The sequence below is a fragment of the Luteibacter sp. 1214 genome (assembly GCF_031455395.1).
GTDB lineage: Bacteria > Pseudomonadota > Gammaproteobacteria > Xanthomonadales > Rhodanobacteraceae > Luteibacter > Luteibacter mycovicinus.
Window position 1 is genome coordinate 39601 of the sequence record NZ_JAVDSQ010000010.1, and the last position, 25577, is coordinate 65177.

General features: G+C 65.1%; 25 protein-coding genes. 10 read left to right on the forward strand and 15 right to left on the reverse strand.

The window, feature by feature from the left end; translation table 11 throughout:
* Positions 1-96 precede the first annotated feature (96 nt).
* The 5 genes from J2X57_RS18005 to J2X57_RS18025 form a co-directional block, all read right to left on the reverse strand.
* A complete protein-coding gene (locus J2X57_RS18005; protein ID WP_308845968.1) occupies positions 97-3132 on the reverse strand; it encodes a TonB-dependent receptor in 3036 nt (1011 codons plus the stop codon).
* Between the two features lie 235 nt (positions 3133-3367).
* Positions 3368-4387, reverse strand: a complete 1020-nt coding sequence (locus J2X57_RS18010; RefSeq protein WP_036108917.1) for a LacI family DNA-binding transcriptional regulator — start codon at positions 4385-4387, stop codon at positions 3368-3370.
* A 328-nt stretch (positions 4388-4715) separates the two neighbouring features.
* A complete protein-coding gene (locus J2X57_RS18015) occupies positions 4716-6317 on the reverse strand; it encodes a PepSY-associated TM helix domain-containing protein (protein ID WP_309869163.1) in 1602 nt (533 codons plus the stop codon).
* A 4-nt stretch (positions 6318-6321) separates the two neighbouring features.
* Positions 6322-6585 (reverse strand): hypothetical protein, encoded by a 264-nt coding sequence (locus tag J2X57_RS18020; RefSeq protein WP_309869165.1) that lies wholly within the window; start codon positions 6583-6585, stop codon positions 6322-6324.
* On the reverse strand, positions 6585-6854 hold the full coding sequence (locus J2X57_RS18025; RefSeq protein ID WP_043696919.1) for a hypothetical protein: 270 nt from the start codon (positions 6852-6854) through the stop codon (positions 6585-6587). The genes J2X57_RS18020 and J2X57_RS18025 overlap by 1 nt, the downstream gene beginning before the upstream one ends.
* A gap of 344 nt (positions 6855-7198) precedes the next feature.
* Between J2X57_RS18025 and J2X57_RS18030 the strand changes: the two genes are divergently transcribed.
* The gene (locus J2X57_RS18030) at positions 7199-7633 is read left to right on the forward strand and encodes a hypothetical protein (protein WP_051943115.1); all 435 of its coding nucleotides are present in this window, start codon (positions 7199-7201) and stop codon (positions 7631-7633) included.
* Positions 7634-7847: 214 nt separating this feature from the next.
* Here J2X57_RS18030 and J2X57_RS18035 read toward each other — a convergent pair whose 3' ends face one another.
* Positions 7848-9506 carry an ATP-binding protein gene (locus J2X57_RS18035; RefSeq protein ID WP_308845964.1) on the reverse strand — a complete coding sequence of 553 codons (1659 nt, stop codon included), beginning with the start codon at positions 9504-9506 and terminating at the stop codon, positions 7848-7850.
* Between the two features lie 131 nt (positions 9507-9637).
* Between J2X57_RS18035 and rsmG the strand changes: the two genes are divergently transcribed.
* The 6 genes from rsmG (at position 9638) to J2X57_RS18065 (ending at position 14177) form a co-directional block, all read left to right on the forward strand.
* The gene (gene rsmG, locus J2X57_RS18040) at positions 9638-10267 is read left to right on the forward strand and encodes a 16S rRNA (guanine(527)-N(7))-methyltransferase RsmG (RefSeq protein WP_308845963.1); all 630 of its coding nucleotides are present in this window, start codon (positions 9638-9640) and stop codon (positions 10265-10267) included.
* Positions 10268-10350: 83 nt separating this feature from the next.
* Positions 10351-11205, forward strand: coding sequence for a ParA family protein (locus tag J2X57_RS18045; protein WP_043696923.1), 855 nt, complete (start codon positions 10351-10353; stop codon positions 11203-11205).
* A 9-nt stretch (positions 11206-11214) separates the two neighbouring features.
* The gene (locus tag J2X57_RS18050) at positions 11215-12087 is read left to right on the forward strand and encodes a ParB/RepB/Spo0J family partition protein (RefSeq protein WP_036108901.1); all 873 of its coding nucleotides are present in this window, start codon (positions 11215-11217) and stop codon (positions 12085-12087) included.
* Between the two features lie 25 nt (positions 12088-12112).
* Positions 12113-12646 carry a sigma-70 family RNA polymerase sigma factor gene (locus J2X57_RS18055; RefSeq protein WP_051943113.1) on the forward strand — a complete coding sequence of 178 codons (534 nt, stop codon included), beginning with the start codon at positions 12113-12115 and terminating at the stop codon, positions 12644-12646.
* Positions 12643-13380, forward strand: a complete 738-nt coding sequence (locus J2X57_RS18060; RefSeq protein ID WP_043696925.1) for a DUF3379 family protein — start codon at positions 12643-12645, stop codon at positions 13378-13380. Before J2X57_RS18055 ends, J2X57_RS18060 begins: the two co-directional genes overlap by 4 nt.
* A gap of 80 nt (positions 13381-13460) precedes the next feature.
* A complete protein-coding gene (locus J2X57_RS18065; RefSeq protein ID WP_036108895.1) occupies positions 13461-14177 on the forward strand; it encodes a glycosyltransferase in 717 nt (238 codons plus the stop codon).
* On the opposite strand, the gene J2X57_RS18070 is transcribed toward J2X57_RS18065, so the two are convergent.
* Together J2X57_RS18070 and J2X57_RS18075 are read right to left on the reverse strand one after the other, a co-directional pair.
* Entirely contained in the window at positions 14174-15124 is a 951-nt protein-coding gene (locus tag J2X57_RS18070) for a patatin-like phospholipase family protein (RefSeq protein ID WP_051943111.1), read from the reverse strand. The genes J2X57_RS18065 and J2X57_RS18070 overlap by 4 nt on opposite strands.
* Positions 15125-15137: 13 nt before the next feature.
* Positions 15138-16130 (reverse strand): YafY family protein, encoded by a 993-nt coding sequence (locus J2X57_RS18075; RefSeq protein WP_036108893.1) that lies wholly within the window; start codon positions 16128-16130, stop codon positions 15138-15140.
* Between the two features lie 196 nt (positions 16131-16326).
* On the opposite strand from J2X57_RS18075, the gene J2X57_RS18080 reads away from it, so the two are divergent.
* Both J2X57_RS18080 and J2X57_RS18085 read left to right on the forward strand, forming a co-directional pair.
* Entirely contained in the window at positions 16327-17256 is a 930-nt protein-coding gene (locus J2X57_RS18080; protein ID WP_051943109.1) for a hypothetical protein, read from the forward strand.
* A gap of 31 nt (positions 17257-17287) precedes the next feature.
* On the forward strand, positions 17288-18151 hold the full coding sequence (locus tag J2X57_RS18085) for a DUF481 domain-containing protein (protein WP_036108890.1): 864 nt from the start codon (positions 17288-17290) through the stop codon (positions 18149-18151).
* Between the two features lie 210 nt (positions 18152-18361).
* Here the strand turns inward: J2X57_RS18085 and hemC are convergent, their stop codons facing one another.
* The 4 genes from hemC to J2X57_RS18105 form a co-directional block, all read right to left on the reverse strand.
* Positions 18362-19282, reverse strand: coding sequence for a hydroxymethylbilane synthase (gene hemC, locus J2X57_RS18090; protein WP_036108887.1), 921 nt, complete (start codon positions 19280-19282; stop codon positions 18362-18364).
* Positions 19283-19365: 83 nt separating this feature from the next.
* The gene (locus tag J2X57_RS18095) at positions 19366-20082 is read right to left on the reverse strand and encodes a LytTR family DNA-binding domain-containing protein (RefSeq protein WP_309869174.1); all 717 of its coding nucleotides are present in this window, start codon (positions 20080-20082) and stop codon (positions 19366-19368) included.
* Positions 20060-21127, reverse strand: coding sequence for a histidine kinase (locus J2X57_RS18100; protein WP_036108885.1), 1068 nt, complete (start codon positions 21125-21127; stop codon positions 20060-20062). The genes J2X57_RS18095 and J2X57_RS18100 overlap by 23 nt, the downstream gene beginning before the upstream one ends.
* 44 nt (positions 21128-21171) lie before the next feature.
* Entirely contained in the window at positions 21172-21837 is a 666-nt protein-coding gene (locus J2X57_RS18105; RefSeq protein ID WP_309869176.1) for a dienelactone hydrolase family protein, read from the reverse strand.
* 189 nt (positions 21838-22026) lie between these two features.
* Between J2X57_RS18105 and J2X57_RS18110 the strand changes: the two genes are divergently transcribed.
* Entirely contained in the window at positions 22027-23511 is a 1485-nt protein-coding gene (locus J2X57_RS18110; RefSeq protein ID WP_309869177.1) for an FAD-dependent oxidoreductase, read from the forward strand.
* 52 nt (positions 23512-23563) lie between these two features.
* Here the strand turns inward: J2X57_RS18110 and J2X57_RS18115 are convergent, their stop codons facing one another.
* The 3 genes from J2X57_RS18115 to J2X57_RS18125 are packed head-to-tail and all read right to left on the reverse strand — an operon-like array spanning position 23564 to position 25560.
* A complete protein-coding gene (locus J2X57_RS18115; protein ID WP_309869180.1) occupies positions 23564-24664 on the reverse strand; it encodes a glutathionylspermidine synthase family protein in 1101 nt (366 codons plus the stop codon).
* Positions 24664-25143 (reverse strand): hypothetical protein, encoded by a 480-nt coding sequence (locus J2X57_RS18120; protein WP_309869182.1) that lies wholly within the window; start codon positions 25141-25143, stop codon positions 24664-24666. Before J2X57_RS18120 ends, J2X57_RS18115 begins: the two co-directional genes overlap by 1 nt.
* A gap of 12 nt (positions 25144-25155) precedes the next feature.
* The gene (locus J2X57_RS18125) at positions 25156-25560 is read right to left on the reverse strand and encodes a DUF350 domain-containing protein (protein ID WP_036108873.1); all 405 of its coding nucleotides are present in this window, start codon (positions 25558-25560) and stop codon (positions 25156-25158) included.
* Positions 25561-25577 lie beyond the last annotated feature (17 nt).

The following is a 25577-nucleotide window of genomic DNA, read 5'->3' on the forward strand; positions in this document are numbered from 1 at the left end:
GAAGGACTGTTTCTCGCCGGAACAAAAGAACGCCCGCGGGGAGACTCGCGGGCGCCAAAGTATGGCGCATCCGGAGGTCCGGATGCGCCAGGTGGATCAGAACTTCAGGCCGACGGTGAAGCGGGCGGTACGCGGAAGGTAAGTGATGTTGCCCTTCTTGTTGACGGCCACCGGACGGCTGTTGAGCTCACCGTTCGAGCCCCAGTTGGTGAGGTAGTCGCTATCGGCGTAGTTGGCCCAGTTGAAGACGTTCAGCACGTCGAAGCGCGCATAGATCTTCGTGTCCTTGTTGATGACGAAGTCCTTGGTCAGCTGCAGGTCGATGTCGCGGTAACCCCAGATATCGCCGCCAACCAGGAACTTGGCACCGGTGGGCGTGGCGGCCATCGGGACGCAGCTCGCACCGTTGGCTTCGATCTGGCCGTAGCACGCGCCAGCGTTCTTCGGCAGCGGCGTGGCCAGGGTCAGCTTGATCGAGCCGCTGATTCCCCACGGAAGATCGATCGCGCCCGTACCGACGAAGCGATGTTTCGCCACCGCGTTGGAGGTGATGTAAGGGTAGTCGCCGATGGTCGCTTCGTCGAACGAGTAGTGCTCGTTGATGTCGCGATTCTGCTTTGCGTGCGAGAACGTGTAGGAGAAGCTCGTGCTCCAGCCCGACTCCTTCGTGTACGGCTTCTGGGCGGAAAGGAGTACCTGCGTGGTCCGCGTTTCGATGCCGTTGTCGCCGAGGATCAGGCCGCCCACGTTCGGGATCGGGTAATCCCACGGCTGGGTCCCGTTCTGGAAGAAGTCGCCGTTCGGGTAACGATTGCCCAGCGTGAACGCGAAGCCGTCCTTGCTGAGAATGCGCGACACGGTGGCATCGGTGAGCCAGTCACCGATCGTGTTCGACATGCCGAGGCTGTACTGGTCGGTATGCGGCGCCTTGAGCTTGTTGTTCAGCATGTCGACTTCCTGACCGGCATTGCCGCCGACGAGGTAGTTCTGCAGGACATTCTGGCCGTTGAGGAACTCGGGGTTCCACGGCACGCACGTGGACGACGTGACATCGCAGGGATGCGTCGGGATGTTGAAGCGAAGCGTGGTCTGCGGCAGCGACTGCTTGGTCACCTCCGTCTGGAGGTAGTCATACAGGTTGCGGTCGTACGCACGGCCCGCACCGCCGTGAATGACGTGTTCCTCGTCGCCGAACAGGTCGTAGGAGAAGCCCAGGCGGGGCTGCCAGGCGCCGCGGAACGAGCTGCGGTTATGGCCGTTGCTCACGTAATTGTTGAGATTCACACCGCCAGCGGCCAGCGCGTCGCCGTACGTTTCGCCGGGCGTGGCGCCAGCGTACGGATTGGGCGAGTTGATGGCATCGAGCACACGCTGCGACGTCACGAAATTGTTGTACGACGGATTGACTTCGTAGTCCCAGCGGACACCGAGGTTCAGCGTCAGGTGATCGTTGACGGTCCAGTCGTCCTGTGCGAACACACCGTACTGACGTGCGTTCGTCTTGGCCACGCCGTCCTGGCCCGGAAGCGTCGACGCATAGAACACCTGCCAGGGTTCCGCCGAGGTGCCCGTCGGATTGACGTCGTAGAAGAACTGCGGGCTCTGCGCGGACGCATCGGCGGCCTTCAGTTCGATCGACTTGAACTTGTAGCCCAGCTTGACCACGTGGTCGCCGTGCCATTCCAGGTCGTTGAAGGTGAAGTTGTCGGCGATGCTCGGACCTTCCTGGCTCTTGGTCTGCGTCGCGCGAGGATCGGCGGAGCCGGTGGTGATGATCGTGGGGTTGTTCGGATCCGGCTGCCAGCTATAGGTGTAGCCGTTCCCCGCCACCAACGGGACCTGGTTGATGAACGAATTCTCATACGAGAAGATCAATTCGTTGTACCAGCTGTCACCGCTGTGGGCCCACTTGAAGGTGCCGCGCGTATCGTGGTTCTCGACAGCGACACCGGCCGATGCCGTCACGCCCGAGCCGATGCTCGAGGTCTGCGTCTCGCGACGGACCTGAGTGCTCACCTCGATGCGGTCGCGGTCGGTGAGTTCCCAGTCGATCTTGCCGAAGTACAGCTTTTCGTCGAACGGCAGATTGGACGAACCGAGTTCGGACTGCACGCTGGCGGGCAGCAGGGGAGCCACGGCACCGGCATAGTTGATGCTGTTCGGTACCACCGAGATCGGCGTATCGAACTTCTTCTGCTCATAGGCGATGAAGAAGTGCATCTGGTCCTTGATGATCGGACCGCCGAGTGCGAAGCCGTATTCCTTCGATTCGGAAGGCACCTTGTTGTCGGTGTCCTTCTCGATCGGGGTGCGGTTACGGAAGGCATCGTTGGTGTACGTGCCGAACACCTCGCCGTGGAATTCGTTCGTGCCCGACTTGGTCTCGGCGGTGATTGCCGCGGACGAAACCTGGTCGTACTCCGCCTTGTAGTTGGAGGTGATGACCTTGTATTCGCCGATGGCCAGCTGCGGGAACGGGTTGCCCTGGCTATCGCTCTGGCCGGACACGCCGCCCGCTTTCACGTAGCTCTTCTGGCTGACGCCGTCGATGTACACGTTGCCGGCGCTGTCGTTCTGCGCACCGCCTCGCAGCGAGGTGCGGCCCTTCGCGTCGACGCTGAATACCATGCCCGGCACGGTGTCGGCGAACTCGAGGAAGTTACGCGAGGCCTGCGGGATGGTCGCGATCTGGTGCAGCGAGATCGTCTGGCCGACTTCCGGGGTCTTCACTTCCTGGATGGTGGTCGCGGCGACCGAGACGCCTTCCATCTGCTTGGCGTTGGCTGCATCGGCAGGCGCGCCGGCAGCGGCGGTCGGCGCGACGATGTTGACCGTTGCGGTGGAAGCCACGGTGAGCGTGATGTTCTGCTCGGTGCCCGGGCCGGCGTCCAGCTGATAGGTGGCCGGTGGCAGGCCGTTGATGGTGTACGAACCATCGGCGCCGGCCGTCGCGTGACGGGTCAGGCCCGTCTGCGGGTTGAATACGGTGACGTTCGCACCCGGCGTGGCCTTGCCGCGCAGGGTCGCGTTGGCGCTCTGCGCCATGACCATGGTCGGCGCGATGGCCGTGGCGACGGCGGCGGCGATGACGCTGACCAGCAACTTCTTCTTCAAATGCATCGAGGCCTTCATGTTTCCCCTCTCCCAAACGTTTTGTGTGTGTTGTTCCGGCCCGGCAGGGCGCTTTTCACGGGGTCGACGTTGATGTCGTGACGCGGTGGTCGTGCCACTTTTCTTCGTTGAGAGCGTTCTGCCCCCGTGTGGGCGCCCGTTCCGCATGGCGGACCGGTGGATGTGCGCAAGTCCTGTGTGTCGCCGTCCTGGTAAACCAGCCACGGCCCGGCAAGCCGTGTTGCGTCAGGGCCGGTCAGGCCCGTCGTCTTACCGTGTCGTTGCCGCCACACGAGGCGCGCACGACAAGTTCGGTGCCGACGACGCTCGGCTCAGGCGTGGCGTCATCGGGTGATTCGATCATTCCGGCAAGACGGCCGAGCGCGGCTTCGCCGAGTTCGGCGATCCGGATGCGCACGGTGGTCAGCGGCGGCGAGACATAACGCGCCATCGGGATATCGTCGAAGCCGGCCACCGCGATGTCTTCGGGCGTGCGTACCCTGGCTTCGGCCAGGGCGGACAGGCAGCCGATCGCCATCATGTCGTTGGCGGCGAAGATCGCGTCGGGGCGCGGCACCATCGCAAGCGCCTGCTTACCGGCGCGATAGCCGGATTCCTCAGTGAAGTCGCCGGGCAGGATCGACGCACGATCGCCGAGGCCGGCGGCTTCGAGCGCGGTGCGATAACCACGGCAGCGTTCCTGCACGTCGTGGTTCACCTCGGGTCCCGCGATGAACACGATGCGCTTGCGACCCAGCCCGAGCAGGTGCTCGACCATGGCGCGGGCACCACCGAAATCGTCTACGTCGAGGGACGCCTGGCGCTCCGAGCGGACGTGGCTGTTGATCAGCACCGTCGGCACGATCACCGGAAGGTTTTCGTCGAGGAAGGCTTCATCGGCGTGCGGGGACATCACCAGCAGGCCGTCGACCCGGCCCTGCATGGAACGCAGGGCGATGGCGGCTTCGGTGGAGTCGCCGTGGGAACTGGAGACCAGCAGATAAAGGCCACGGGCGCGTGCGGCGAGATCGATGCCGCGGATCAGTTCGGACCAGAACGCACCGTGCAGATCGGGAAGCAGCGCACCGATGGTCTGGGTGCGACGGGTGATCAGGCTGCGGGCGCCGCTGTGCGGCACGTAACGCAGGCGTGCGGCCACATCGCGGATCCGCTTCTGCGTTTCCGCCGTGACGCCGCCGTGTCCGTTGAGGGCGCGAGATACCGAGGCCACCGATACGTTGGCCATTCTCGCGACGTCTTTGATCGTCACACTCACGTGGTTATCGCCCTTTACCCCTGCCCCTCCCGGGGCTGACGGCGCGGAACGTAAACGTTTTCATAGGAGCTTGTAAAGCGTGCGAAATCAACCGCTTGCTGCACTGCGGTACGAAATGATGTGAAGTGCGATACCACTTGGAGCAGACCACCAAAAAAGCGCATACGGTCAGTGCCTTGAGTGGTATGTAAACGTTTGCGGCGGTGCAGCAGCGGTGTGCGAGCTTTGCATCACGAACGTTAATAACTGTCGTGCTCAGTAACGCGCGTTACGTGGAAATGCCGACGTTTCGAAAGTCCCTGCGACTCTCGCGGCCGCAGGGCGACGCTCAGGCTTCCCGCGCCTTTGTCGCCACGTGCTGGGGATCCCGGCGGCGCGACGACCACACGCTGCAGGGATCGCCTTCGACCGCGCGGCGACGCGTGGCGACGCCAAGCCAGGCGAATCCGGCGCCCATGGCGATGGCCACCAGATCGAGGCCGAGGACCTCATAGCGACCTTCCCCCAGCATGCGCACCAGGCGGTCGTGATGGACCGCGATATCGAGAACGCCCACCGCCACGCTGACCGCCGCCGTTGCGAACAGCAGGTCGACGGCCGCTTTGGCCGGCTTGCGCCAGAACGTCCACAGGATGGCGAGCGCAAACGTCGCGAAGCACACGGGCTGAACCAGCGACGTGGCCTCGATGCCGGAGAGCCCTCCGAGCAGGTTGCCCAGGAAGGTGCACGAGATGGCGAAGCACGAGCCGATGCACACGCCGACGGTCGCGGTGGCCATCGCACGCACCTTCATCGGCTGGTCCGCCTGGCGGCGTTTGCGGCGCGTCTCTATGTAGAGAAGGTTGCCAGAATAGAAAAGGAAGGCGCCGGCGAGGCCCAGCAGGAAGTACAGCCAGCGCAGCGACAGGGAACCGAAGGTACCGAAGTGCAGGCCGAAGATCGCCGAGTAAGTGGCGTGGTTCGCGTCCCGGGCGCCGGTCACCTGTACCTTCATCACGTGTCCGTCCACCGCATCGAGCGCGACCATGCCGTACTCGCCCAGGGTCTTTGTCGACGTGCCGCGCACTTCCGCCGCCGCTCCCTGATGACCGTAATGCACGTAGCGCATGTAGTCGGGCTCGAAATCCGCCGCGCCCGCGGCGATCGCGGCCTGCCGGCCCCGCGCGCCCAGCTCGGCCGGGGTGAGCATGACGGCACTGCCGCCCTTGTCCTTCGTCTCCGGCAACGCGCTGGTCATCCGCTCGAACGCGCCCATGAGCTTGCCGTCGAAAGCCACCGTGTTGAAGGCGACCAGCATCACCAGTGTCAGGCAGAGCAATGCGCCGGTGACGGCGAAAATGATGTGGAAAGGCAGACTGAGAATACCGATAACGTTGTGCGCGTCCTGCCACAGCCGCTTTAGGTTGTGGCCCGGGCGCAGCGCGAACATCTCGCGGACGAGATTGGGCAGGTGAATCAGCACGCCGGTCAGCAGGGCCAGCCCGTAAATGATGCTGACCACGCCCATCAGGTAGATACCGATCGCGGGGATGCCGAGGTCGTAATGCAGCTCGTAGATGAAGTCGGCCAGACCGTGCTCGTGGTCTTCCGCATCGCGGGCCGCGGTGTCGTCCAGCGACTGGGTGCGCCAGCTGCCGTCCTTTTCCATCCAGTACGCCGCCACTTCGTGCGACGGATGTTCGGCCGGGTACGTGACGCCGATGCTTTCGCCTGCCGCGGGATGTCTGGCGACGATGTCGGCGAGCATCACGTGTGCGCGGTCCAGAGCGTCGGCCCGGGCCATCTCGGCACGCGGCACGGCCCAGGTGTCGATCTCGTCGTGGAACATGGTCAGCGCGCCCGCGTAGAACGCGATGAACAGCGCGAAGCCGGCCAGCAGCCCGGTCCAGGTATGCACGGTGGTGAAGGTGCGGATCGTGGAGGCTTTCATCGGCTCATAGCCCCGGCAGCGTGTGTTTGGCCACCCACAGCGCCGCGAAGGCACTCAGGTTGGCGACCGCCAGCCAGGCCCAGGCACGGGGACCGCTGCGGAACATATAGGTCGCACCCATGATCCCGACCCAGAGCGGAAAGAAAGCCATCATCACCGGCAGGGTCACCGCCTCGCTGGAGCCCGGCCAGATCCAGATCACGATGGAAATGAGAGCCAGCGTGAGGGGCAGGCCGAGCAGGATGCCGGCGAAGGTCTTGGCGAGCATCAGCGAGGCTTCCGTTCGGTGGCGGGCCGGAACAACCAGGTGACGTAGGGCCATGCCACGGCGCCGAACATCAGGGCCGTCAGGGCGGCGAAGACGCCCGGCAGCGACGTCTCGGCGGCGATCCATGCCAGCAACGCCATCACGGCGAACACCCACGCTCCGATGCGGCCAGCTCGACCGATCGGACGAGCCAGCAGCCGCTGATTGCGCGAGCAGAGATAAGCGAGCGCCATGGCGATGAGCGCCGCCAGGCAACCGAGGACATTCATGGGACACGCCGGACAAGTGACTGATTGATAATTATTATCATTTGCTGGCGGGAGAGCAACGCGTCGGGCCGTTACGCACTGCGTATGGCGAAAGGCCCGGTCGCGACGGCCAGAAGCTCTAGGAAATTACTCAATGCATGGGCCGAGTCGCCGGGATCTGTGGTCAAACGGTGACCACTGCTCAAGTTTTAACCAAACCGTCCGCTAACTGAATACGGGGGGTTCGTAAAACTAGCGTTAACCCCTCTCGTTAAATTAGAATTAACACCTCACCGATCATCGTCATGGCGTGTCTCGCTATGCGATGCGACAGGAATCGCCGATAACCGATTGATGTAGCAGTCATGTTGACCACCGCCCTCATCGCCACCACCGTCATCGCCTTCGCTCTTGCAGCGGCGTCGGTTCGTCGCATTCCCGAGGGTCAGGTCTACAGCGTTCGCCGTCTCGGCGGCGCCACGTCGCTGCTCACCGCCGGTACGCACGTCGTGCTCCCGGTGATCGATCGCGTTGCCCATAAGATCGACCTCGGTGGCCAGGTGCTGCGTTTCGACGGCGGCACGGTCTACTGGCAGGTCCTCGAGCCAGAAGCGGCCGATGAAGTGATCGACGACGCGCCGGAAATGATCCGCAGCAACGTCGTCGCCGCACTGCGCGACTCCGCCACGGCTCACCATACCGATCGCCGCGCCTTCGGCACCCAGCTCAAGCACGCCGTCAACGGTTCGCTGCGTGCCCGCGGCATGCTGGTGACCCGCGTCGAGCTCGACGCGGCCTGATAGTTTCGAAGCACGATATCCAGAGGCGGCCAACGGCCGCCTTTACTGTTTTAGGTACCGCAAACGTAACCTCAAACTCCTTGGGAATGTTCCGCGTAGGAAGCTTCAGCAATTCGCAACTCGCTGAAAGTGCGGCACATATGCAGCGACGCAACTGGCCAGGGGCGTGTGTGCCAACTTCAAACGACAAATTCAAATCTCGAAACTGGTGAGACTAGCCCGCCTCCCCCAGCGTATAAAACGCCCCACGTCTCACTCCGTGCTGAATAAGTGCGTCTTCGTCTCTTAACTTCTTCAGCAGCAGGCGAGCCTGTTCAGGCGTGATCCGGCAGAGCTCGATTACGTCCGATCGCCTGATTCGGCCGTGCTGCTTCACGAAGTTGAGCGCCATCTGTTCGTGCTGGATCGAAGAAAAACCGACTTGCCGCGTGAACTCCGCGCGCTTGCCGGTAACGTGGTACAGGCGAGCTGCGAGCATGTAACTACGAGTCCTCGGGGTTCCCCCGTGAGCCTCGACAAGACCCGCCTCAACCAGGGCTTCAAGGGTGCGTTTAGCACGAGCCGGATCTCGATGAATCCGTTTCGCGATGTCCTCTACGGAAAGCCGCTTTGCATCTTTGAGAGAAGCAAGCGTAATCAGACTATCGATGGGAAGCGTGCGGTTAGTTCGCGCCTCTTCGTCGATAATCAACTTGAGGAACGCCATGTCGGGATCGACCGTTGACATGCGCAAGGCCACACTGCTGTCGGTCACCTCGTAGGCAGGTTCGGGTCTGCCAAAACGAAGCATGCCCCTGTAAATCGTATCGACACCTCGCCCCGATCGCTCTACCAGCCCGATTCTTTTCATGGCATCGGCAAGACATGGGTTTCGTGGACGGGGCTCGGTTGTGAGCAGATTAGCCAGCGTCACACCATCTACGAGGCCGCCGGGATTACTGACGGCCAGCGCATCGTCTTCAAGGCGAACGTGCACCGCGCCACGTCGATGGTAATCACGGTGGACCAAAGCGTTCGCTACGGCTTCGCGAAATGCATTCATGTCGACTAGCGGGACCGGCACGCGGAAGAGATCAACCTGTACTTCCCTTTCCCGGTTGTACGGCCGGAAATTGGTCTCAAGCCAGTTCAGTGCTTTGAGCAATGGAAAGCGTTGAAATTCGTTGAACTCAACGGCCTCCCGATCAAGCACCTGAAATGCAAGCTCGTGCGTCGGCACCAGGCGGCGCAGCGACTCTTCTCGGCCGACCAGGAGAATGCCGGTTAGCGTCGGCGTGCGGGTCCCCTCATGTACCCGAAAGAACCCCAGCGCTCCTTCCAGGGCCTCGTCATCGAGCTCCAAGAGCTTCTCGTCGCCACCGTACCGCCGGATGCTTTGTCGAAGTCGCTCTATTTCAAGTGGATCGAAATCGTCCAACGTGCTGTTGGCTACCGGGTGCGCGGAGACATCCATTTCGCCAAACGAGGCTGCCCTGCTTGATCGTTCGTGGGGAAGCATGGGCGCGTTCTCAGGCGTTCCGTCCGACTTAAGCCGCCTTTGCAAGTATTTTCCGCTCTTAGTACACACCTCTCCCACAGACGGTCTCACGAAGATGCGGGCAACGGTGGTGCCTGATACTTCGATGGCGCTGACCGATACCGTCACGGAAGGCGACGTCCGTGACGCCACGAGCCCCGCCATGCCATCGAGCCTCATGTGATCGGCGTGCAGCCCAGTTGGCGTGCCGTCGTCCTCCACACCAAGCCACAGTTCGCCGCCTTGCGCGTTCGCAAATCCTACGATCGCATCGATTAGCTGGTCATCACCCAGGCGCGATCGGTCGCTCTTGAATTCGACGATCAATGACTCGGCGGGTGGGATCGTATGGGTCATAGGAGTTTCAACGTCGGTCCTGGACGTAATACCGAACATGTTCCGATCGGAACGAGAGCTTGGCAACCCGTTGAGAGATCTGTTCCGCTCCTGACGCATAATGACGTCCTCGACGATCGATACATTCCTACATGACCACCCGCGAAGCCCTGCAAACCCAGCTCAAACGCGGCATCGCCGCCCTCCGTGTCACCCTCCCGGAGGATGCGGTCTCCCGTCTGCTCGACTACCGCGAGCTGCTGGAGCGCTGGAACTCGGCGTACAACCTCACGGCGGTGCGCAACGCGGATGACATGGTCACGCGGCACCTGCTCGACTCGCTGGCTATCATTCCCTTCGTGGAAGGCCGCACTCTTGCCGATCTGGGCACGGGCCCAGGCTTGCCCGGTATTCCGTTAGCCATCGCCGAGCCGGCGCGCGAAGTGCTGATGGTCGACTCCAACGGCAAGAAGGTCCGCTTTCTGCGCGAGGCCATCCGTTCGCTGAAGCTGACCAACGGCCGCGCGCTGCAGAGCCGCGTGGAAGAGGTCGAGGGCACGTTCGAGTGCATCACCGCGCGTGCCTTCGCCAGCCTGGCCGACATGCTCGGCTGGGGCGGCCACCTGCTGGCGCCGGGTGGCGTGTGGCTGGCGATGAAGGGCAAGCATCCCGCCGAGGAGCTGGACGGCGTGCCCGATGGGTTCAAGGTCGAGGCGATTCACGCGCTGACCGTGCCGGGTGTGGAAGGTGAGCGGCATCTCGTGGTGATTCGGCGGGACTGAACCACCTGCAGGCTGTCTAGGGCGAAACCACCCGTCGATGCTACGCTAACGCCCTTTCCGCGCACGGCAGCGAACCACAGCCCATGGCCCGCATCATCGCAGTCGCTAACCAGAAGGGCGGCGTTGGCAAGACCACCACCTCCGTCAACCTTGCCGCGGCCCTGGCCGCCGCGAAGCGTAAGGTGCTGCTCGTCGACCTGGATCCGCAGGGCAACGCGACCATGGCCTCGGGTGTGGACAAGTACGAAACCAAGCCCAATGGCTGCGAAGTGCTGCTCGATGAAGTCGGTATCGCCGACGTTCTCGTCCGTACCGAAGCCGCCTTCGACCTCCTTCCTGGCAACGGTGACCTCACCGCCGCCGAGCTGAAGCTGATGGACGGTCTGGCGCGCGAGCACCGCCTGAAAGAACAGCTGGGCAAGGTGTCGGATAACTACGACACCATCATCATCGACTGCCCGCCGTCCCTGCACCTGTTGACGTTGAACGCGCTGACCGCCGCCGACGGCGTGCTGATTCCCGTGCAGTGCGAGTACTTCGCGCTCGAGGGGCTCTCGAGCCTGCTCGACACCATCTCGGCCGTGCGCCAGCGCCTGAATCCGCAGCTCGAGGTCGAAGGCCTGCTGCGCACCATGTACGACGTGCGCAACAACCTCGGTAACGAGGTGTCGGCCCAGCTGACCCAGCATTTCGGCGACCAGGTGCTGCGCTCGATCATCCCGCGCAACGTGCGTCTTGCCGAGGCGCCCAGCCACGGCCAGCCCATTCATCTGTACGACCGCGGTTCGCGCGGCGCCATCGCTTACATCGGTCTTGCCGGCGAGATCATCCGCCGCGAGCGCGCCCGCCACGCGGCGGCCGGCGGCGACGTGGCCGCGGAGCCCGCTGTCGATGAAGCGGCGACCGGCGCCTCCGACGCCGCCCCGACGACTTCCTGAGGAACCCCCATGGCAGCACCTAAGAAACGTGGTCTCGGCCGTGGCCTGGATGCCCTGCTTGGCGGCGGCACCGGTCCGGAGGCGCCTCCCTCGGTGATCGAGCAGGAAGGCGAGCTGCGTACGCTGCCCATCCATCAGATCCAGGCGGGCAAGTACCAGCCGCGCCGTCACTGGAACGACGAAGCCCTCGACGAACTGGCCGCCTCGATCAAGGCTCAGGGCCTGATCCAGCCGGTGGTCGTCCGCGCCATCGGCAAGAACAGCTACGAGCTGATCGCCGGTGAGCGCCGCTGGCGCGCTGCACAGCGTGCCTCGATGAGCGAGATCCCGGCGCTCGTGAAGGACGTGCCCGAGCAGTCCGTGCTGGCCATGGCGCTGATCGAGAACATCCAGCGCCAGGAGCTGACACCGCTCGAGGAAGCCCAGGCACTTCAGCGCCTCATCGACGAGTTCGATCTGACCCACCAGCAGGCGGCCGATGCCGTGGGCCGGTCGCGCGCGGCGGTCTCCAACCTCCTGCGCCTGATCGACCTGCCCGAGTCGATCAAGCAGCTGCTCGATCAGAGCAAGCTCGAGATGGGCCACGCCCGCGCCCTGCTGACCCTGCCCGCCAGCATTGCCGAGCCGCTGGCGCTCGAGGCGGCACGCCACGGCTGGACCGTGCGCGAACTGGAAGAAGCGGCACGCAAGGCCCAGCTGGCGCCGAAGGGCAAGGCCAAAACCAACGCGGTCGACCCGAACATCGCCAACCTCGAGCGCGAGCTGGCCGAGCGCTTCGCCACCCGTGTCGAGCTGGCGCACGGTCGTGGTGGCAAGGGCAAGCTCGTCATTCATTACCACAGCCTCGACGAGCTGGACGGCATCCTGACGAAGGTCCGCTGAGCGGCCGGCCTGAAAGGAAATCCGTATGCCTCCGGTCCATAAGGACGTGAACCCGAAGCAGCGCCAGTACGAAGCCATGGTGCGCGCCCTGTCGGCCGACCTTTACCGGTTCGCCTTCTGGCTGTCGCGCTCCGAAACCGTCGCCCAGGATCTGGTCCAGGAGACCTTCCTGCGCGCGTGGAAGAATCTCGATGCCCTGCGCGACGCGGAATCGGCCAAGCCCTGGCTGATCACCATCCTGCGCCGGGAGCATGCCCGGCTCTACGAGCGCAAACGTTTCGACACGGTGGAGCTGGACGACAGCGTCCCCGAGGATGCTGCCTTTGCCAGCCCCGAACGGAGTGGCGACGCCGCCCAGGTGCGCGACGCTATGCTGAAATTGCCTGAAAAATATCGGGAGCCGCTGGCCATGCAGGTACTGGGCGGGATGAGCTGCGACGAAATCGCCGAAGCCACCCAGCAACAGCCGGGCGCGGTCATGACTCAGTTGTTTCGCGCCCGTCAGCGCCTCAAGGCGATGCTTGGCGGACGTGCCGCGGCCGAAGGGGGACGGACGTGAACTGCCTCGACTTCCGCCGCCGGATCACCGCCGAACCGCGTTCCCGCGATGCCGACCTGTTGGCTCATCGCGACAGCTGTAAGGAAGGTTGCGCCCCGTTCTGGCAGCGTGCACAGCGTTTTGAGGACGACGTCGAATCGGCGTTGGCGGGCATTCCCGTGCCCGACGGGCTGGCCGATCGCATTCTGCTCGCCCATGCGACCGACGAGCGTCGCGGACAGGTGCGCCGACGCCGCTCGTGGATGGCCATGGCGGCATCCGTCCTGATCGCCTTCGGCGGTGTCGGCCTGGTGTGGCGTCACATGGATGGCACCTCACTGCCCGCGCTCGCCGTGGCGCACATGCCCTGGGAAATGGATTCCCTGAACATGACTCGCCCCATGACCGATGCCCAGGTCGAAGCCGGGTTTGTCGGCCGTTCCGCCCATCTGAAGGGGCCCGCCCCCGCTGGCGTCACCTATGTGCACGACTGCACCGTGGGGCCGTACCCGGCGGTGCATCTGGTGACGCGGATGAACGACGAGCCCGTGGTCGCCCTCTACATGCCCGGCAAGATGAGCGATGCCGACAGCGACTTCCACCGCGACGGCTGGGATGGCCGGCAGATCGCCCTGAGCGGCGGCACCCTGGTGGTGATGGCGCAAGGCGCGAGCCGCAACACCATGGACGCCGTGGCCCGCGGCTGGCGCGAGGCCATCGAGGGGCCGGTCGCTCCCAGCGTCGGCCAGATCTGAACGAACGGCCGCTTTCGCGGCCCCATGGGCCGCCGCTTGGGCGATAATGCCGCCCCGAATCCTCCAGCCCCGGAAAAGCGATGACCGACCTCGCCGTGGTCGTGCCCGTCTTCAACGAGCGCGACAACATCCCGCCCCTCCTCGCCGAGATCGCGTCGGCACTGCGTGGCCGGATCGACTTCGAGATCATCTACGTCGACGACGACAGCACCGACGACAGCGTCGCCGTGCTGACCGCCGCCCGCGCTCAGTACCCGGAACTGCGGATCATTCGCCACGTTACCCGAAGCGGCCAGAGCACGGCCGTCTGGAACGGTGTGCGCAACGCGCGCGCGCCGTGGATCGCCACGCTCGACGGCGACGGCCAGAACGACCCGGCCGATATTCCGAAGCTGCTCGAGGCGCGGGCGGGCGCGGCACCGGATCTGAAGCTGTTCGCCGGATGGCGCGTGACCCGTCGCGACAGCTTCAACAAGCGGATCTCGTCCAGGGTCGCCAACGCCGTGCGCTCGCGCATGCTCAAGGACAGCACCCCGGATACCGGCTGCGGCCTCAAGCTGTTCGAGCGGGAGACCTTCATGCGGCTGCCCTATTTCGACCATATGCACCGGTATCTGCCGGCGCTGGTGAAACGTGCGGGGTTTGCCAGCCAGAGCGTGCCGGTCGGTCATCGTCCGCGTACGGCGGGCACCTCCAAGTACGGCATGCTGGACCGCCTTTGGGTCGGCCTCGCCGACCTGCGTGGCGTGGCGTGGCTCATGCGTCGTGCCAAAGTCACGCGTACCGAAGAACTTTAACGAACCTGCATATGCCGCGGCTGCCAGCTGTCGAGCATCTGCTCGGTACGCACGCGACCCAGTTCGATCAGCTCGCGCGCCCGGTAAAACTCGTACACCGTGGACACGTTGCGCGGGATCTCGATCAGCAGGTCGGGCGGATAGGCCGCCAGACGCAGGCGCGACAGGTTGGCCTGCATCAGGTCCATCGACTGGGTCATCAGGTCGAACGCGCCGGGGTCCTTGAGCTTCGGCTTGCCGTCGCCGGCGGGTAACACCCGTCCGAAGAGCCGCCCCAGCTTCGCCGTGTAGCCATGATCGGCCACGGCGGTGACGTTTTTCTCGGGCGGCTTCTGCATTTCAGCCGCGCCATCGACGCTTACCGCGAACACGTAATCGGCCTCTTCGCGCATCAACGGCAGGACGGGCAACGGGTTGAGCAAGGCGCCGTCGACCAGACGACGACCTTCATGCGTATAGGGCCGGAACAGCGTCGGAATGGCGATCGATGCACGTATGGCGTCGAACAGCGGCCCGCGCGTCAGCCAGACTTCGCGTTCCCGGTCGATGTCGGTCGCCACCGCCGTATAGGCGATCGGCAACTCCTCGATATTGACCTCACCGATCAGCTCGCGCAGCGCGGCCATGATCCGGTCGCCCTTGATGAAGCCACCGCCGGAGAAGCTCCAGTCGACCAGACGCAGCACGTCGAAGCGGGCCAGCGTGGAGACCCAGTCGCGATAGATGTCGAGCTTGCCCATGCCGTAGATGCCGCCGATCAGCGCCCCCATCGACGTGCCGGCAATGGCGACGATCTCGAAGCCGCGCTGTTCGAGGACCTCGATGGCACCGATGTGGGCCAGACCCTTGGCCGCACCCGCCCCGAGGGCAAGCGCGACGCGGGGTTTACGGGGTTCGGTGCTGAGAGCGGGCAGGGCGCCGGTTTCGGCGATATCGAAGTCACTCATGTAACGGCGGCGCTCAGTGGGAGTGGTTCGAACCGTTCTGGTAACCGGACAAGGCCAGTTGCAGCAGGATCTTCATTTCTTCGCGTAACGGCAGCGGTGCGACGATCTCGGCGTCGGGACCGTACTTCAGCACGTCCATCAGCAATTCGCGGGAGTTGGAATACGGCACCTTGAGCTCGTAACGGCCGTCGCCCAGCCATTCGCCCTTCTGCTGCGAGTGCCAGTGCTCGTCGGCCACCCAGCGTGCGGCATGCGACGAGAAGCGAATGGTCGCCCAGGCCTTCGGCTTGCCGGCGAAGATGCCGTAGCTGGACGCGAGCAGATCGTTGAGCTCGGCATCCTCGACATCCCTGGCTTTCGCGTCGAGCGCCTGCGGATCGGCGATGCGGTCGACGGCGAAGCTGCGCAGCGCTTCGCGGTCGTGGTCCCAGACATCGAGGTACCAGTTGTCACGATAGTGGGTCAGGCGCTGCGGCGAGACCGTACGCTTCGTGTCGGAATTGGTGGTGCGCGCGCGGTAGCGGAAGCTGACCTGACGTCGCTCCAGCGTGGCGCCCGCGACGATGCGGAAGACCTGCTGGTCCATCTTCCGCGCACCCCAGGAAATCACCCGGATGCGATCGACCGGCAGCGCCTTGCCGCTGCCGTGATCGGACAGCAGACGTTCGATGCGCGCCTTGAACGGCGCCAGGGCGCCGGCGAGCACGCCTGGGTCGGAGCGGCCGATCAGTTCGTTCAGCGCCATGAGGGCGGCCAGCTCGTCGCTGGTCAGCCACAAGCCGGGCAATTCAAACGAATCGCCCTCGCCCGCCTCGTAGCGGAACGACGCCTGCTCGCCTGCGACGCTCTGCACGGGCGCGCCGAGCGCATCGCGCAGGAAGGCCACATCGCGGTATAGCGTGGCGCGTGAACACTCCAGCTCGTCCATCAACCGGGACAGGGGTACCGGGTAATGGGCGGACTTCAGGAGTCGGTGCAGGGTGAGAATGCGCTCGTAGCGGTCCATGTGTGTCGCCGGCAGGATGGAGCTTCGGAAAGTGTGTCCGCGCGGGCGTGACGCCCGTATCTACGCGGGCCAAGCATGGCGTCGCCGGGAGCCGTCCGCAAGGGAGTCTCGCGGGCGTCGCGACATGCCCGTTTGCGCCGGGCGCCATAAGGCGCAAAAATGCCGCTTTGCGATTCGCCGAAGGCCCTCCCCGACCATGGCGGAACCCAACGACGCCCCTTCCGTCGCGCTGGATCCCCTGGACCGGCCTGGCGAAGTCACGCCCGTCCAGAGCCTCTTCTCGACGCCCGGTGTCGTCGTCCAGACCGCGATGGCGGCCGGCTATGGCCTGTGGATGGTGCTGGGCACGGCCCTGGCGCTCGGCCTGTATCCCGATGGCCGGGGCGAGGTACTGGTCCCGCTCTCGATCGGCCTGGTACTGGTAAGCCTCGGCCTCGTGGCCACGTGCCTGCGCCTTCCCTTCGCGCCGGCGTGGCATGGCTGGGACCCCGTCAAGCGCATGATGCCCACGGCCGAGGGCATGGTGGCCATGGCCAATTACCTGCCGATGCTGGCGCTTGCCGGGCTGGCGCGGGGTGGCAACGACTTTTGGGCGACGCGGCTGGCAGGCGCCGCGCTGATGCTCTGCAGCCTCGCCACGCTGGTCTATACGGCGCGAGGTGCCTCACGCCATCTGCCGCTCTCCGTGGCGTCGGTCGCCAATGCCTTGCCCCTCGGCCGCACCGTATCGGCGTTGTTCGCCGGCGGCCTGTGGTTCTGGCTCTGCGTCGCGCTGCAGAGCGAGGTCCCGATCAATCCGCTCAATCCGTGGCGACTCGCGCTTCTCGCGGTGGCGCTCGCGCTGGGCGTCGTCGAGGGCATGCGCTGGCGTGCCTTGCGCCAGCTTGCCGAAGAGAGCGGTGCCACCGGGTACTTCACGACGGGGCGGACGGCGGTCTCGTTGCTGGCCTGGCGCTTCACCGTCGCGGTGCTCTCGGTCGGTTTGCCCTGCGTTTTGCTGGTTTCGCACCCCGCGGGACCGCTGCTGCCGGTGGCCGCCGGTCTGGCCGCGTTAAGCTGCATTATCGGTCAATGTCTCGAGCAGCGGCTTTATGGCCGGGCTTACGCACAGTGGGTTCACGGCTGACGCCACCTTCCATTCCATCTACGGGTAGACGATGAAAAAACTCCTTCTCGCCACGCTCGTCCTTGCCGCGCTGCCGTTCACCGCGTCGGCCCAGGACGCGACCGCCAATCCGGCTGCCACTCCCGACCAGAACGCCGACGCCGCGAAAAACGGCGGGTGGACCGGCAACGGCGAATTCGGCTTCGCATCCTCGCGGGGCAACTCCCGCTCGGAAAATGCCAACGCCAAGATCGGATTCAATCAGGAAAACGAGCTGTGGAAGAACAACTTCTACCTCAACGGCCTGCGCTCCAAGGGCGAAGTGGATGACGGGGACGGCAACAGTCAGTTCAGCACCACGGCGAACCGTTACGACACCGGTGCGTCGGTGGGCTACAAATTCGATCCGCGCAGCTACGTGGTCACGGCGGCGCGTTACGAGCACGACGACTTCGGCGCCAATCTCTGGCAGGGCATCGTGTCGGTCGGCTACGGTTATATCGCTCTGAAGAACGAGAAAGCCGAGCTGTCCTTCGAAATCGGTCCCGGTTTCAAGCGCTATCAGCCGGCGAAGTCGACCCGCGACCTGGTCAACGCCGACGGCACACCGGTACTGAATGCCGATGGCACCACGGCGACCGAGGAATACAAGCCCGACGCCGAAAGCGAAGTGGTCGGCCGTGGCCTGATCAACGCGAAATACCGCCTGACCGACAACACGGCACTGGAAGACACGCTGCTGGTGGAAGCGGGCTCGAAGAACCAGTACTACCAGAACGACATCGGTCTCTCGGTCAGCATGACGAAGAAGCTGGCGCTGAAGATCGGCTACCAGATCCGCTACAACAGCGACACGCAGCCGGGTACCGTCAGCACGGATAAGCTGACGACGACTAACCTGGTTTACAACTTCTAAGCGAAGCGCGCCTCGTTGCAGCAGCGCCCTTTTTTGTAAGAGCGCGTTTGTAGGAGCGCGCCCTGCGCGCGAAAAGCCAACGGAGCGGTGAAGCGGTAGCCTTGCCGCATATTCGCTTCGTTGGCTTTTCGCGCGCAAGGCGCGCTCCTACGACAGCAGCGGCCAGCGTCAGCGGCAGCAAGCGTGAGCCGTTGCCAGCGTCGGCCGCAGCTAGCGCTGCGGTTTCAGAAACTCTTCGGCACCCAGGCCGATCAGCATCGCCGCCACTTCGTGGCCCAGTGTCACCGGATCGCCCGAGGCGTTGTCGGCCTGCGCATGCAGCAACTCGCCAGTAAGCGCATTGCCGACCATGCCGTGAAGCGTGAGTCCGTGCTCCGCGACCACGCACCACGCGCCGATCGCCACGGCGCAGCTGCCACCCAGCCGCTCGTTCATGGCGCGCTCCGCGTTGACGGCCAGCAGCGTCTCTTCGTCCGTCAGTGCGGCGAGCAGTTCGTTGACGCGCACGTCGCTGGCGAGGGATTCGACCGCGATGGCGCCCTGTCCCGGTGCCGGCAGCCAGTCCGGGCTCGCCAGACGCGTCGTGATGCGGTGGCCGAGGCCGAGCCGCTCGACGCCTGCGCAGGCCAGGATGATGGCGTCGTAATGCCCCTCGTCCAGCTTGGCCAGTCGGGTGTTCACGTTACCGCGCAGGTCCAGCAGCTGCAGGTCGCCGCGGACGGCGCGCAGCTGTGCCTGACGCCGCAATGACGAAGTACCGACCCGGGCGCCGTTCGGCAGGTCGACCAGCGTGGCGTAGTCATTGCTGATGAAGGCGTCGGCGGCATCGGCACGCGGCAGGATCGCCGACAGCGCGAAGCCGGGTTCGAGCTCGGCGGGCACGTCCTTCAGCGAATGCACGGCGATGTCGGCGCGACCGTCCTGCATCGCGACTTCGAGCTCCTTGAGGAACAGGCCCTTGCCGCCGATGGTCGCCAGTGAGCGGTCGAGGATCTCGTCACCCCGCGTGGAAAGCGGAACCAGTTCCACCACCAGGCCGGGATGCGCCTGGCGCAGAAGGCTGGCCACGTGTTCGGCCTGCCAGAGGGCCAACGCGCTCTTGCGCGTGGCGATGCGAAGCGGTGCGGTCATGGGATCCTGGCGCTGGCTCGGTCGAAAGCGTGATTGTCCCGCAATCCAACCCGGCGTGCAGCGCGGCGACGTGTCACGCGGCCTCAGCCGGCCTCCGCGCGAAGCAGCTGGCGCACCGCGGGCAGGTTGCGCCGGCTGACTTCGGGTGTGACCTCGGTACCGGCCAGGCGCGCCATCACGCGACCGTCGGTCAACGTTTTCAGACCTACCAGGCGTGTACGCGGCACCAGGCAGTTGCGGTGCAGGCGGATCAGGCGCTCGCCATGCGCGATCTCGAGCTGGCGCAGCGACTCATCGATCAGCCACATCCCGCCACTATGATGCACGGCGACATACTTCTCGTCGGCGAGGAGATAGAGCACGTCGTCGAGCGCCACACGAACTTCGTCGTTGCCACTGCGCGCACGGAGCCACGCGTTACGCGACGGCTGAGGGGCGCGTACCGTGCGCGTCGCGGCACGATCCAGCGCCTCGGCCAGACGCTCCGCGCGTATGGGTTTGAGCACGTAGTCGGTGGCACCGAGGTCGAAAGCGCTCAGCGCGTGTTGCTCGTAGGCCGTGCAGAAGATGACCTGCGGACGCTCGATGAGCGTGGCAAGTTGCACGGCGACGGCGGTGCCCGACAAGCCCGGCATTTCCACGTCGAGCAGCACGAGGTCCGGTCGCAACGACGCGCAGGCGGCGATCACCGCATCGCCGTCGGCGGCCTCGCCGACGATTTCCACGTCGCTGCGCGGCGCCAGCAACGCCTTCAGGCGTGCCCGTGCCAGCGGCTCGTCATCGGCGATCAGGACGCGCATGCGCGGACTCCGGCAGAAAAACGGTGACGATGAAATGGCCCTCGCGCTGTTCCGCACGCACGCTGGCGCGCTGGCCGAAATGATAGGCGACGCGTTCGCGCACGTTGCGCAGTCCATGTCCGGTGCCGGGCGTCGGCAGAGCATCGGAGAGCGAGTTCTCGATCACGATCTCCACGCCACCGGGGACACGTCGTCCGGCAAGGCGAATGCTTCCACCGGTGCGGCTGGGCTGCACGCCGTGACGAACCGCGTTCTCGACCAGCGGCTGCAGCAGCAGGTGCGGCAACGGCAGATCGGCGGGTACGTCGATGTCGCGCTCGACGCGCAGCCGGTCGCCCAGGCGCAGGGACTCGATCTCGAGATAACGGTCGACCAGGGTCCACTCGTCACCCAGCGTGCCTACCGCATGATGATCGCTGCCCAGCGCCGCGCGGAACAACTCGCCCAGGTTCTCGACGGTGCGTTCGGCCGCGTCGGGATCGACGCGGATCAGCGCGGCCACCGCATTCATGCTGTTGAAGAGGAAATGCGGGCGGATGCGTGCCTGCAGCGCGGCGACCTGTGCCTGTGCGGCAGCGGCGACCCGTGCCTGCCATTGTGCGACGACGTAGAAGTAGCGGAGCAAGCCGGCACCGAGCAGCCCCGTGGCGATGCTGGCGTCGCGCACGAAGCCGGTGCGCGACGCCGGCGTCATGCCTGTCCTGATGCTGTGGTCGACCCAGCCAAGCAAAGCGGCGCTCGCCGCCACCAGCAGGACGAGTACGAGCCACACCGCGGCATACGGTGCCATGCCGGGGAGACGCTGCATCCATGGCCGCAGTTTGCACAGCGCGACCGTCAGCAGGACCGACAGCCAGCTGGTAAAAAGCACCGCCGTGCCGTAGTCGCGCCAGTCGGCGTGGCTGCCGGGTGCCAGGCACATGAGGGTGACCGTGAGCGAGCCGACCACCAGCAACGCGAACAGCAGCGGCAGGCTGCAGAAGTCGGGCAGAGGCGCCGACGGAGGGCGCAAGCCCTGGGTCGAGTCGGTAGGGGCGGCGGACATGCGGCGAGTATGCCGGATGCCCGCACGCGCCGACGCGCGCGGGATCACGCGTTCGCGAAGAGCCCGGAGAACCAGGCGCGGATGTCGACGATCTCCGGCAGGCTCACCTGATGAGCCATCGGATAGCTGTGCCAGTCCACGCGATGGCCGAGCATCTCGAGCACCTGCCGCGAGTGCTCGCCGAGCGCCATCGGCACGACCGGGTCGGCGCTGCCGTGGCCCCAGAAGATCGGCGTGGCGTGGTTGGCGCCGCTGCGCTCGGCTTCGATGGTGTCGTGCAGGGGCAGGTAGGCCGAAAGAATCAGCAGGCCGGCGAGACCTTCGCGATGACGCAGGCCTGCCGACAACGCCATCGCGCCGCCCTGCGAAAAGCCGGCCAGCACGATCCGCGATGCGGGCACGCCACGCTCGACCTCACGGGCGATCAGCGCCTCGACTTCGTCGATGGAAGCGCGGATGCCTTCGGCGTCCTGCTTGTCCGCGATGGACAAGCCTTTGATGTCGTACCAGGCGCGCATGGGCACGCCGTTGTTTACCGTCACCGGCCTGACCGGCGCATGCGGAAACACGAAGCGGATCGCCGGCCACGACGGATCGGCCAGCTCAGGCACGATCGGCGCGAAGTCATTGCCGTCCGCGCCGAGCCCATGCAGCCAGATCACCGACCAGACGGGCGATGGACGGGTTTCCTGTTCGACGGTAGGCAGCATGAGGTGTTCCGGTATTCGAGGACTCCGAATCCTACCAGCCCCGATATTCCCCCGGAGATCGATCGGCGCCGACGCTAGATACGCGCGGACGCCTGGATCTGACGAGATATGTGTATCTTGCACTTTCTTTGGTGCACGCTTAGCCTCGCCTCCAATATGTGCATATTACACACGATTCGGAGGTTCCCCATGCGTGATTCCGTTGACGTCCTGATCTGCGGTGCCGGAGCGGCCGGCCTGACCCTGGCTATCGATCTGGCCCGCCGTGGCATCGCTTTTCGCCTGATCGAAAAGCTCCCCTCGCCCTTCCAGGGCTCCCGTGGCAAGGGTATTCAGCCGCGCAGCCTGGAGGTCTTCGAAGACTTAGGCCTTCTGGACCGGGCCATGGCGACGGGCGGTGCCTATCCTCCCGTGCGCAAATATGCCGCCGACGGCTCCTTCGTCGACCAGGAAATGGTCGGGGCCGATCACCCCCCGACGCCAGCGGAGCCATACCGGCTGCCGCTGATGGTTCCGCAGTTCCTCACCGAGACGCTGATGCGCGAGCGTCTTCTCGAGCTCGGGGCGGTGGTCGAATTCGGTGTGGAGCTGACCGGCTTCGCTACGACTGACACGGGCGTTGAAGCCACCGTGCGGAACGAACGAGGCGACGAGGTCATCCGCGCCCGCTATCTGATCGGATGCGACGGCGGACGAAGCTTGGTCCGCGGTGCGTTGGGCATCGACTTTCCCGGTAAGACACTGGGCGTGAGAGCGATCGTGGCCGACGTGATTCTGGAAGGTCTGTCGCGCGACGTCTGGCATCGGTTCGACGGCGGTGATGGTAAGCACCTCAGCATCTGTCCGCTTGCGGGCAGCGAACTGTTCCAGATTCAGGGCCCCATTCCGCTCGAAGGCGACATCGATCTTTCCGCCGAAGGGCTGACTCGCCGTGTCGTCGAGGCGACGGGTCGTGAGGACATCGTGCTGCGTTCGGTGTCCTGGGCCTCGGCATACACCATGAACGCGCGGCTGGCGGATCGCTATCGCGACGGCCGCGTCTTTCTCGCAGGCGATGCGGCGCATATCCATCCGCCGACCGGCGGCCAGGGCCTCAATACCAGTCTCCAGGATGCCTACAACCTCGGCTGGAAACTGGCGGCCGTGCTTCGCGGCGCACCCGGGTCGCTGCTCGATACGTACGAGGCCGAACGCCGTCCGATCGCGGCCGGGATGCTGGGCCTTTCCACGCGTCTGCTCGAGGGATTCAAAAAAGGCGATAACCGCCGGGGCCGCGAGGTACAGCAGCTGGATCTGAATTACGCCGAATCGCCGCTGTCCTTCGTGTCAGACGCCGCCAGTCATCTTGCACCGGGGAGTCGCGCACCGGACGCCAACGTGCGCGGCGCGGGTGGCGGCGCCACGCGGCTCTTTCATCTCTTCAGGGGAACGCACTGGACGTTGCTGGTGAGCGGGTCGGCGCCGTTCACTCCACGCGCCGGTATGCACATCCACCGGATCGGACCGGGACTGGAGTTCGACGACCATCTCGGTCAGTTCACCGCCTTCTACGGTGTGCCGGATCGTGCGGCCATGCTGATCCGGCCGGATGGTTATGTGGCCGGCGTCTTCGCTGCCGCGCAGGCCGAGGCATTGCAGGCGTATCTCGACCGGGTGTTGCCCGCCGGTACGTAGCGCCTGCGCCGGCTGGCTCCCATCAGAGCGGCGCGTCCCCGAGTAACCGCCGTCAACGAAACAGATGCGGCACGAAGCAGCTGGTGTTGCGCGTGATCCGGTCGTCATCCTCGCGGATGCCGATGCCGGCCGGCTCATCGCCGATCACCCAGGAACCGACCAACGCGTGCCGACCCTGGAATACCGGCAGCGGTGCGAGCGCCTGATACACGGTAAGCGGCGTCTGCGCACCACGCTCATGGGCATCGAGCACCGCGATGCCCTCGCCTTCGCGACCCCAGTAAGGCTTGGCCACCGCCGCGCCGACGATGTCTTCGCGCCGCCTGCTCGCTGCGAGAAGATTCGGGTGCCCCGGAAAGAACTCCCACAGCAACGGGAGAATCGCCTTGTTCGACAGCAGCATTTTCCACGGCGGCTCGAGCCAGCGCGTGCCGCTTGCCGGAATGTGTTGCGCGAACGCTTCGCTCATCAGCCATTCCCACGGATACAGCTTGAACAACCGGTCGATGGGACGGTCGGCCAGGTCGATGAATGCCTTGCCCGACCAGCCGATGTCCTCGATGTCCAGCGCCTGCACGTCGTGCCCGGCCTGCCGGCAGGTGTCCACGAGATAGTCCGTCGTGGTCGCGTCTTCAGGGTTGTCGTAACACGCCGCGAAGTGCACACGCGGTCCACCCCCGACGGTGCGCCAGCGGTCGATCAGCTTCTCGTGGATCGAATTGAACTGATCCGCGTCGGAGGCGACTTCTTCCAGCCAGTACCACTGCACGACCGAGGCTTCGAACAGCGACGTCGGTGTATCCGCGTTGTACTCGAGCAGCTTCGGCGCCGAACGGCCGTCGTACGACAGGTCCATGCGCCCGTAGAGCGCAGGGTCGCGATCGAACCAGCTGCGCTCGATCAGGCGCGCGGCGCGGTCATCGAGCCCGAGCTCGGTGTAGCGGCCGTCGCGTACGATCCGGTCGACGGCTTCGAGACACAGGGCATGCAATTCGGCCGTGGCGGCCTCGAGCACGTCGACCTGCGCTTCGTCGAGCACGTAGCAGGCATCCTCGCGCCAGTACGTTTTGCCGTCGATGGTGTGAAAACCAAAGCCGATGGCTTCGACGTGCGTCTGCCAGTCCTTGCGAGGGACGATGGTCTCGCGACGCATCAGCCGCCCCGCGCCGAGACGCGTCCGCTCGAGCCGAACCCTCCGCGGCTGCCGAAATCGAAGCCGGTCGGGCCGTGGCCGGCGAAGCCGCCGCCACCCGCGACGGTGCGCCCCGGACCCGGGTCACCCTTGAACGCCTTGCCGCGCCAGTCGCTGCGATACCAGGGGCCGTAGTAGTGATAGCCGGCCGAATGGCCACCGCCGCTTCCCGACACGGGCTGGTCCTGAGTGCACTGCCCGGTGGCGTAGTCGTGCTCGCAGTCCTCGAGCGAGGCGTAGCTGTTGCGTTGGACATCCTTGCCGCCGAAGGCGGCATAGCCGGCCACCGTCGCACCCAGGACGCCGAGCGCGATCGCAACCGACCGGCGCCGGGTCAACGGCTCCTCCGTGAGGCGTGTCGGAGCGTTATAACCGCGCGGCAGATCGATGGACCAGGAGGCCGGTTTGACGGGATGATCGGACTCAGGACGTTCGGACATGATGAGCGGTCCTCAGTACGTCATCGCCGCGGCGTTGAGCGTGCCGACACAGGCCGCCACGATCGCCACGAACAGTGCCACGGAGCGGACGTCCGCTTCGATCCGGCCACGCAGGTCGCGCACGACGAGGCGCAGGACGAGGTGGGTCAACAACTGGACGACCCAGGCGACCAGACCCCAGAGGGCGAGATCGACGAGGCTCACGCTGTGCGCGATCGCACTCGCCAGTGGCTGTACGAAGCCGATGGCCGCACCGCCGAGGCTGATCGCCGCCGAGAGATTGCCCTCGCGGATCAGCGCCATCTCACGCTGCGGGGTGATCCAGATGTAGGTCACCACGAAGGCGACGAAATAAAACACGCCCAGGGCCAGGTAGGCCACGAAAGCGGGCAGGGTGAACAGGTCCGACACGATCACGCAGGCATCCTTGTTTG

Excerpts from the sequence above, each read along its gene's own strand:
- J2X57_RS18050 (WP_036108901.1), top strand. The coding sequence starts at position 11,215 with ATGGCAGCACCTAAGAAACGTGGTCTCGGCCGTGGCCTGGATGCCCTG.
- J2X57_RS18110 (WP_309869177.1), top strand. The coding sequence starts at position 22,027 with ATGCGTGATTCCGTTGACGTCCTGATCTGCGGTGCCGGAGCGGCCGGC.
- J2X57_RS18015 (WP_309869163.1), bottom strand. The coding sequence starts at position 6,317 with ATGAAAGCCTCCACGATCCGCACCTTCACCACCGTGCATACCTGGACC.
- J2X57_RS18045 (WP_043696923.1), top strand. The coding sequence starts at position 10,351 with ATGGCCCGCATCATCGCAGTCGCTAACCAGAAGGGCGGCGTTGGCAAG.
- J2X57_RS18055 (WP_051943113.1), top strand. The coding sequence starts at position 12,113 with ATGCCTCCGGTCCATAAGGACGTGAACCCGAAGCAGCGCCAGTACGAA.
- J2X57_RS18065 (WP_036108895.1), top strand. The coding sequence starts at position 13,461 with ATGACCGACCTCGCCGTGGTCGTGCCCGTCTTCAACGAGCGCGACAAC.
- J2X57_RS18020 (WP_309869165.1), bottom strand. The coding sequence starts at position 6,585 with ATGCTCGCCAAGACCTTCGCCGGCATCCTGCTCGGCCTGCCCCTCACG.
- J2X57_RS18080 (WP_051943109.1), top strand. The coding sequence starts at position 16,327 with ATGGCGGAACCCAACGACGCCCCTTCCGTCGCGCTGGATCCCCTGGAC.
- J2X57_RS18075 (WP_036108893.1), bottom strand. The coding sequence starts at position 16,130 with ATGGACCGCTACGAGCGCATTCTCACCCTGCACCGACTCCTGAAGTCC.
- J2X57_RS18095 (WP_309869174.1), bottom strand. The coding sequence starts at position 20,082 with ATGCGCGTCCTGATCGCCGATGACGAGCCGCTGGCACGGGCACGCCTG.
- J2X57_RS18100 (WP_036108885.1), bottom strand. The coding sequence starts at position 21,127 with ATGTCCGCCGCCCCTACCGACTCGACCCAGGGCTTGCGCCCTCCGTCG.
- J2X57_RS18030 (WP_051943115.1), top strand. The coding sequence starts at position 7,199 with ATGTTGACCACCGCCCTCATCGCCACCACCGTCATCGCCTTCGCTCTT.
- rsmG (WP_308845963.1), top strand. The coding sequence starts at position 9,638 with ATGACCACCCGCGAAGCCCTGCAAACCCAGCTCAAACGCGGCATCGCC.
- J2X57_RS18035 (WP_308845964.1), bottom strand. The coding sequence starts at position 9,506 with ATGACCCATACGATCCCACCCGCCGAGTCATTGATCGTCGAATTCAAG.
- J2X57_RS18070 (WP_051943111.1), bottom strand. The coding sequence starts at position 15,124 with ATGAGTGACTTCGATATCGCCGAAACCGGCGCCCTGCCCGCTCTCAGC.
- J2X57_RS18120 (WP_309869182.1), bottom strand. The coding sequence starts at position 25,143 with ATGTCCGAACGTCCTGAGTCCGATCATCCCGTCAAACCGGCCTCCTGG.
- hemC (WP_036108887.1), bottom strand. The coding sequence starts at position 19,282 with ATGACCGCACCGCTTCGCATCGCCACGCGCAAGAGCGCGTTGGCCCTC.
- J2X57_RS18115 (WP_309869180.1), bottom strand. The coding sequence starts at position 24,664 with ATGCGTCGCGAGACCATCGTCCCTCGCAAGGACTGGCAGACGCACGTC.
- J2X57_RS18005 (WP_308845968.1), bottom strand. The coding sequence starts at position 3,132 with ATGAAGGCCTCGATGCATTTGAAGAAGAAGTTGCTGGTCAGCGTCATC.
- J2X57_RS18085 (WP_036108890.1), top strand. The coding sequence starts at position 17,288 with ATGAAAAAACTCCTTCTCGCCACGCTCGTCCTTGCCGCGCTGCCGTTC.
- J2X57_RS18025 (WP_043696919.1), bottom strand. The coding sequence starts at position 6,854 with ATGAATGTCCTCGGTTGCCTGGCGGCGCTCATCGCCATGGCGCTCGCT.
- J2X57_RS18105 (WP_309869176.1), bottom strand. The coding sequence starts at position 21,837 with ATGCTGCCTACCGTCGAACAGGAAACCCGTCCATCGCCCGTCTGGTCG.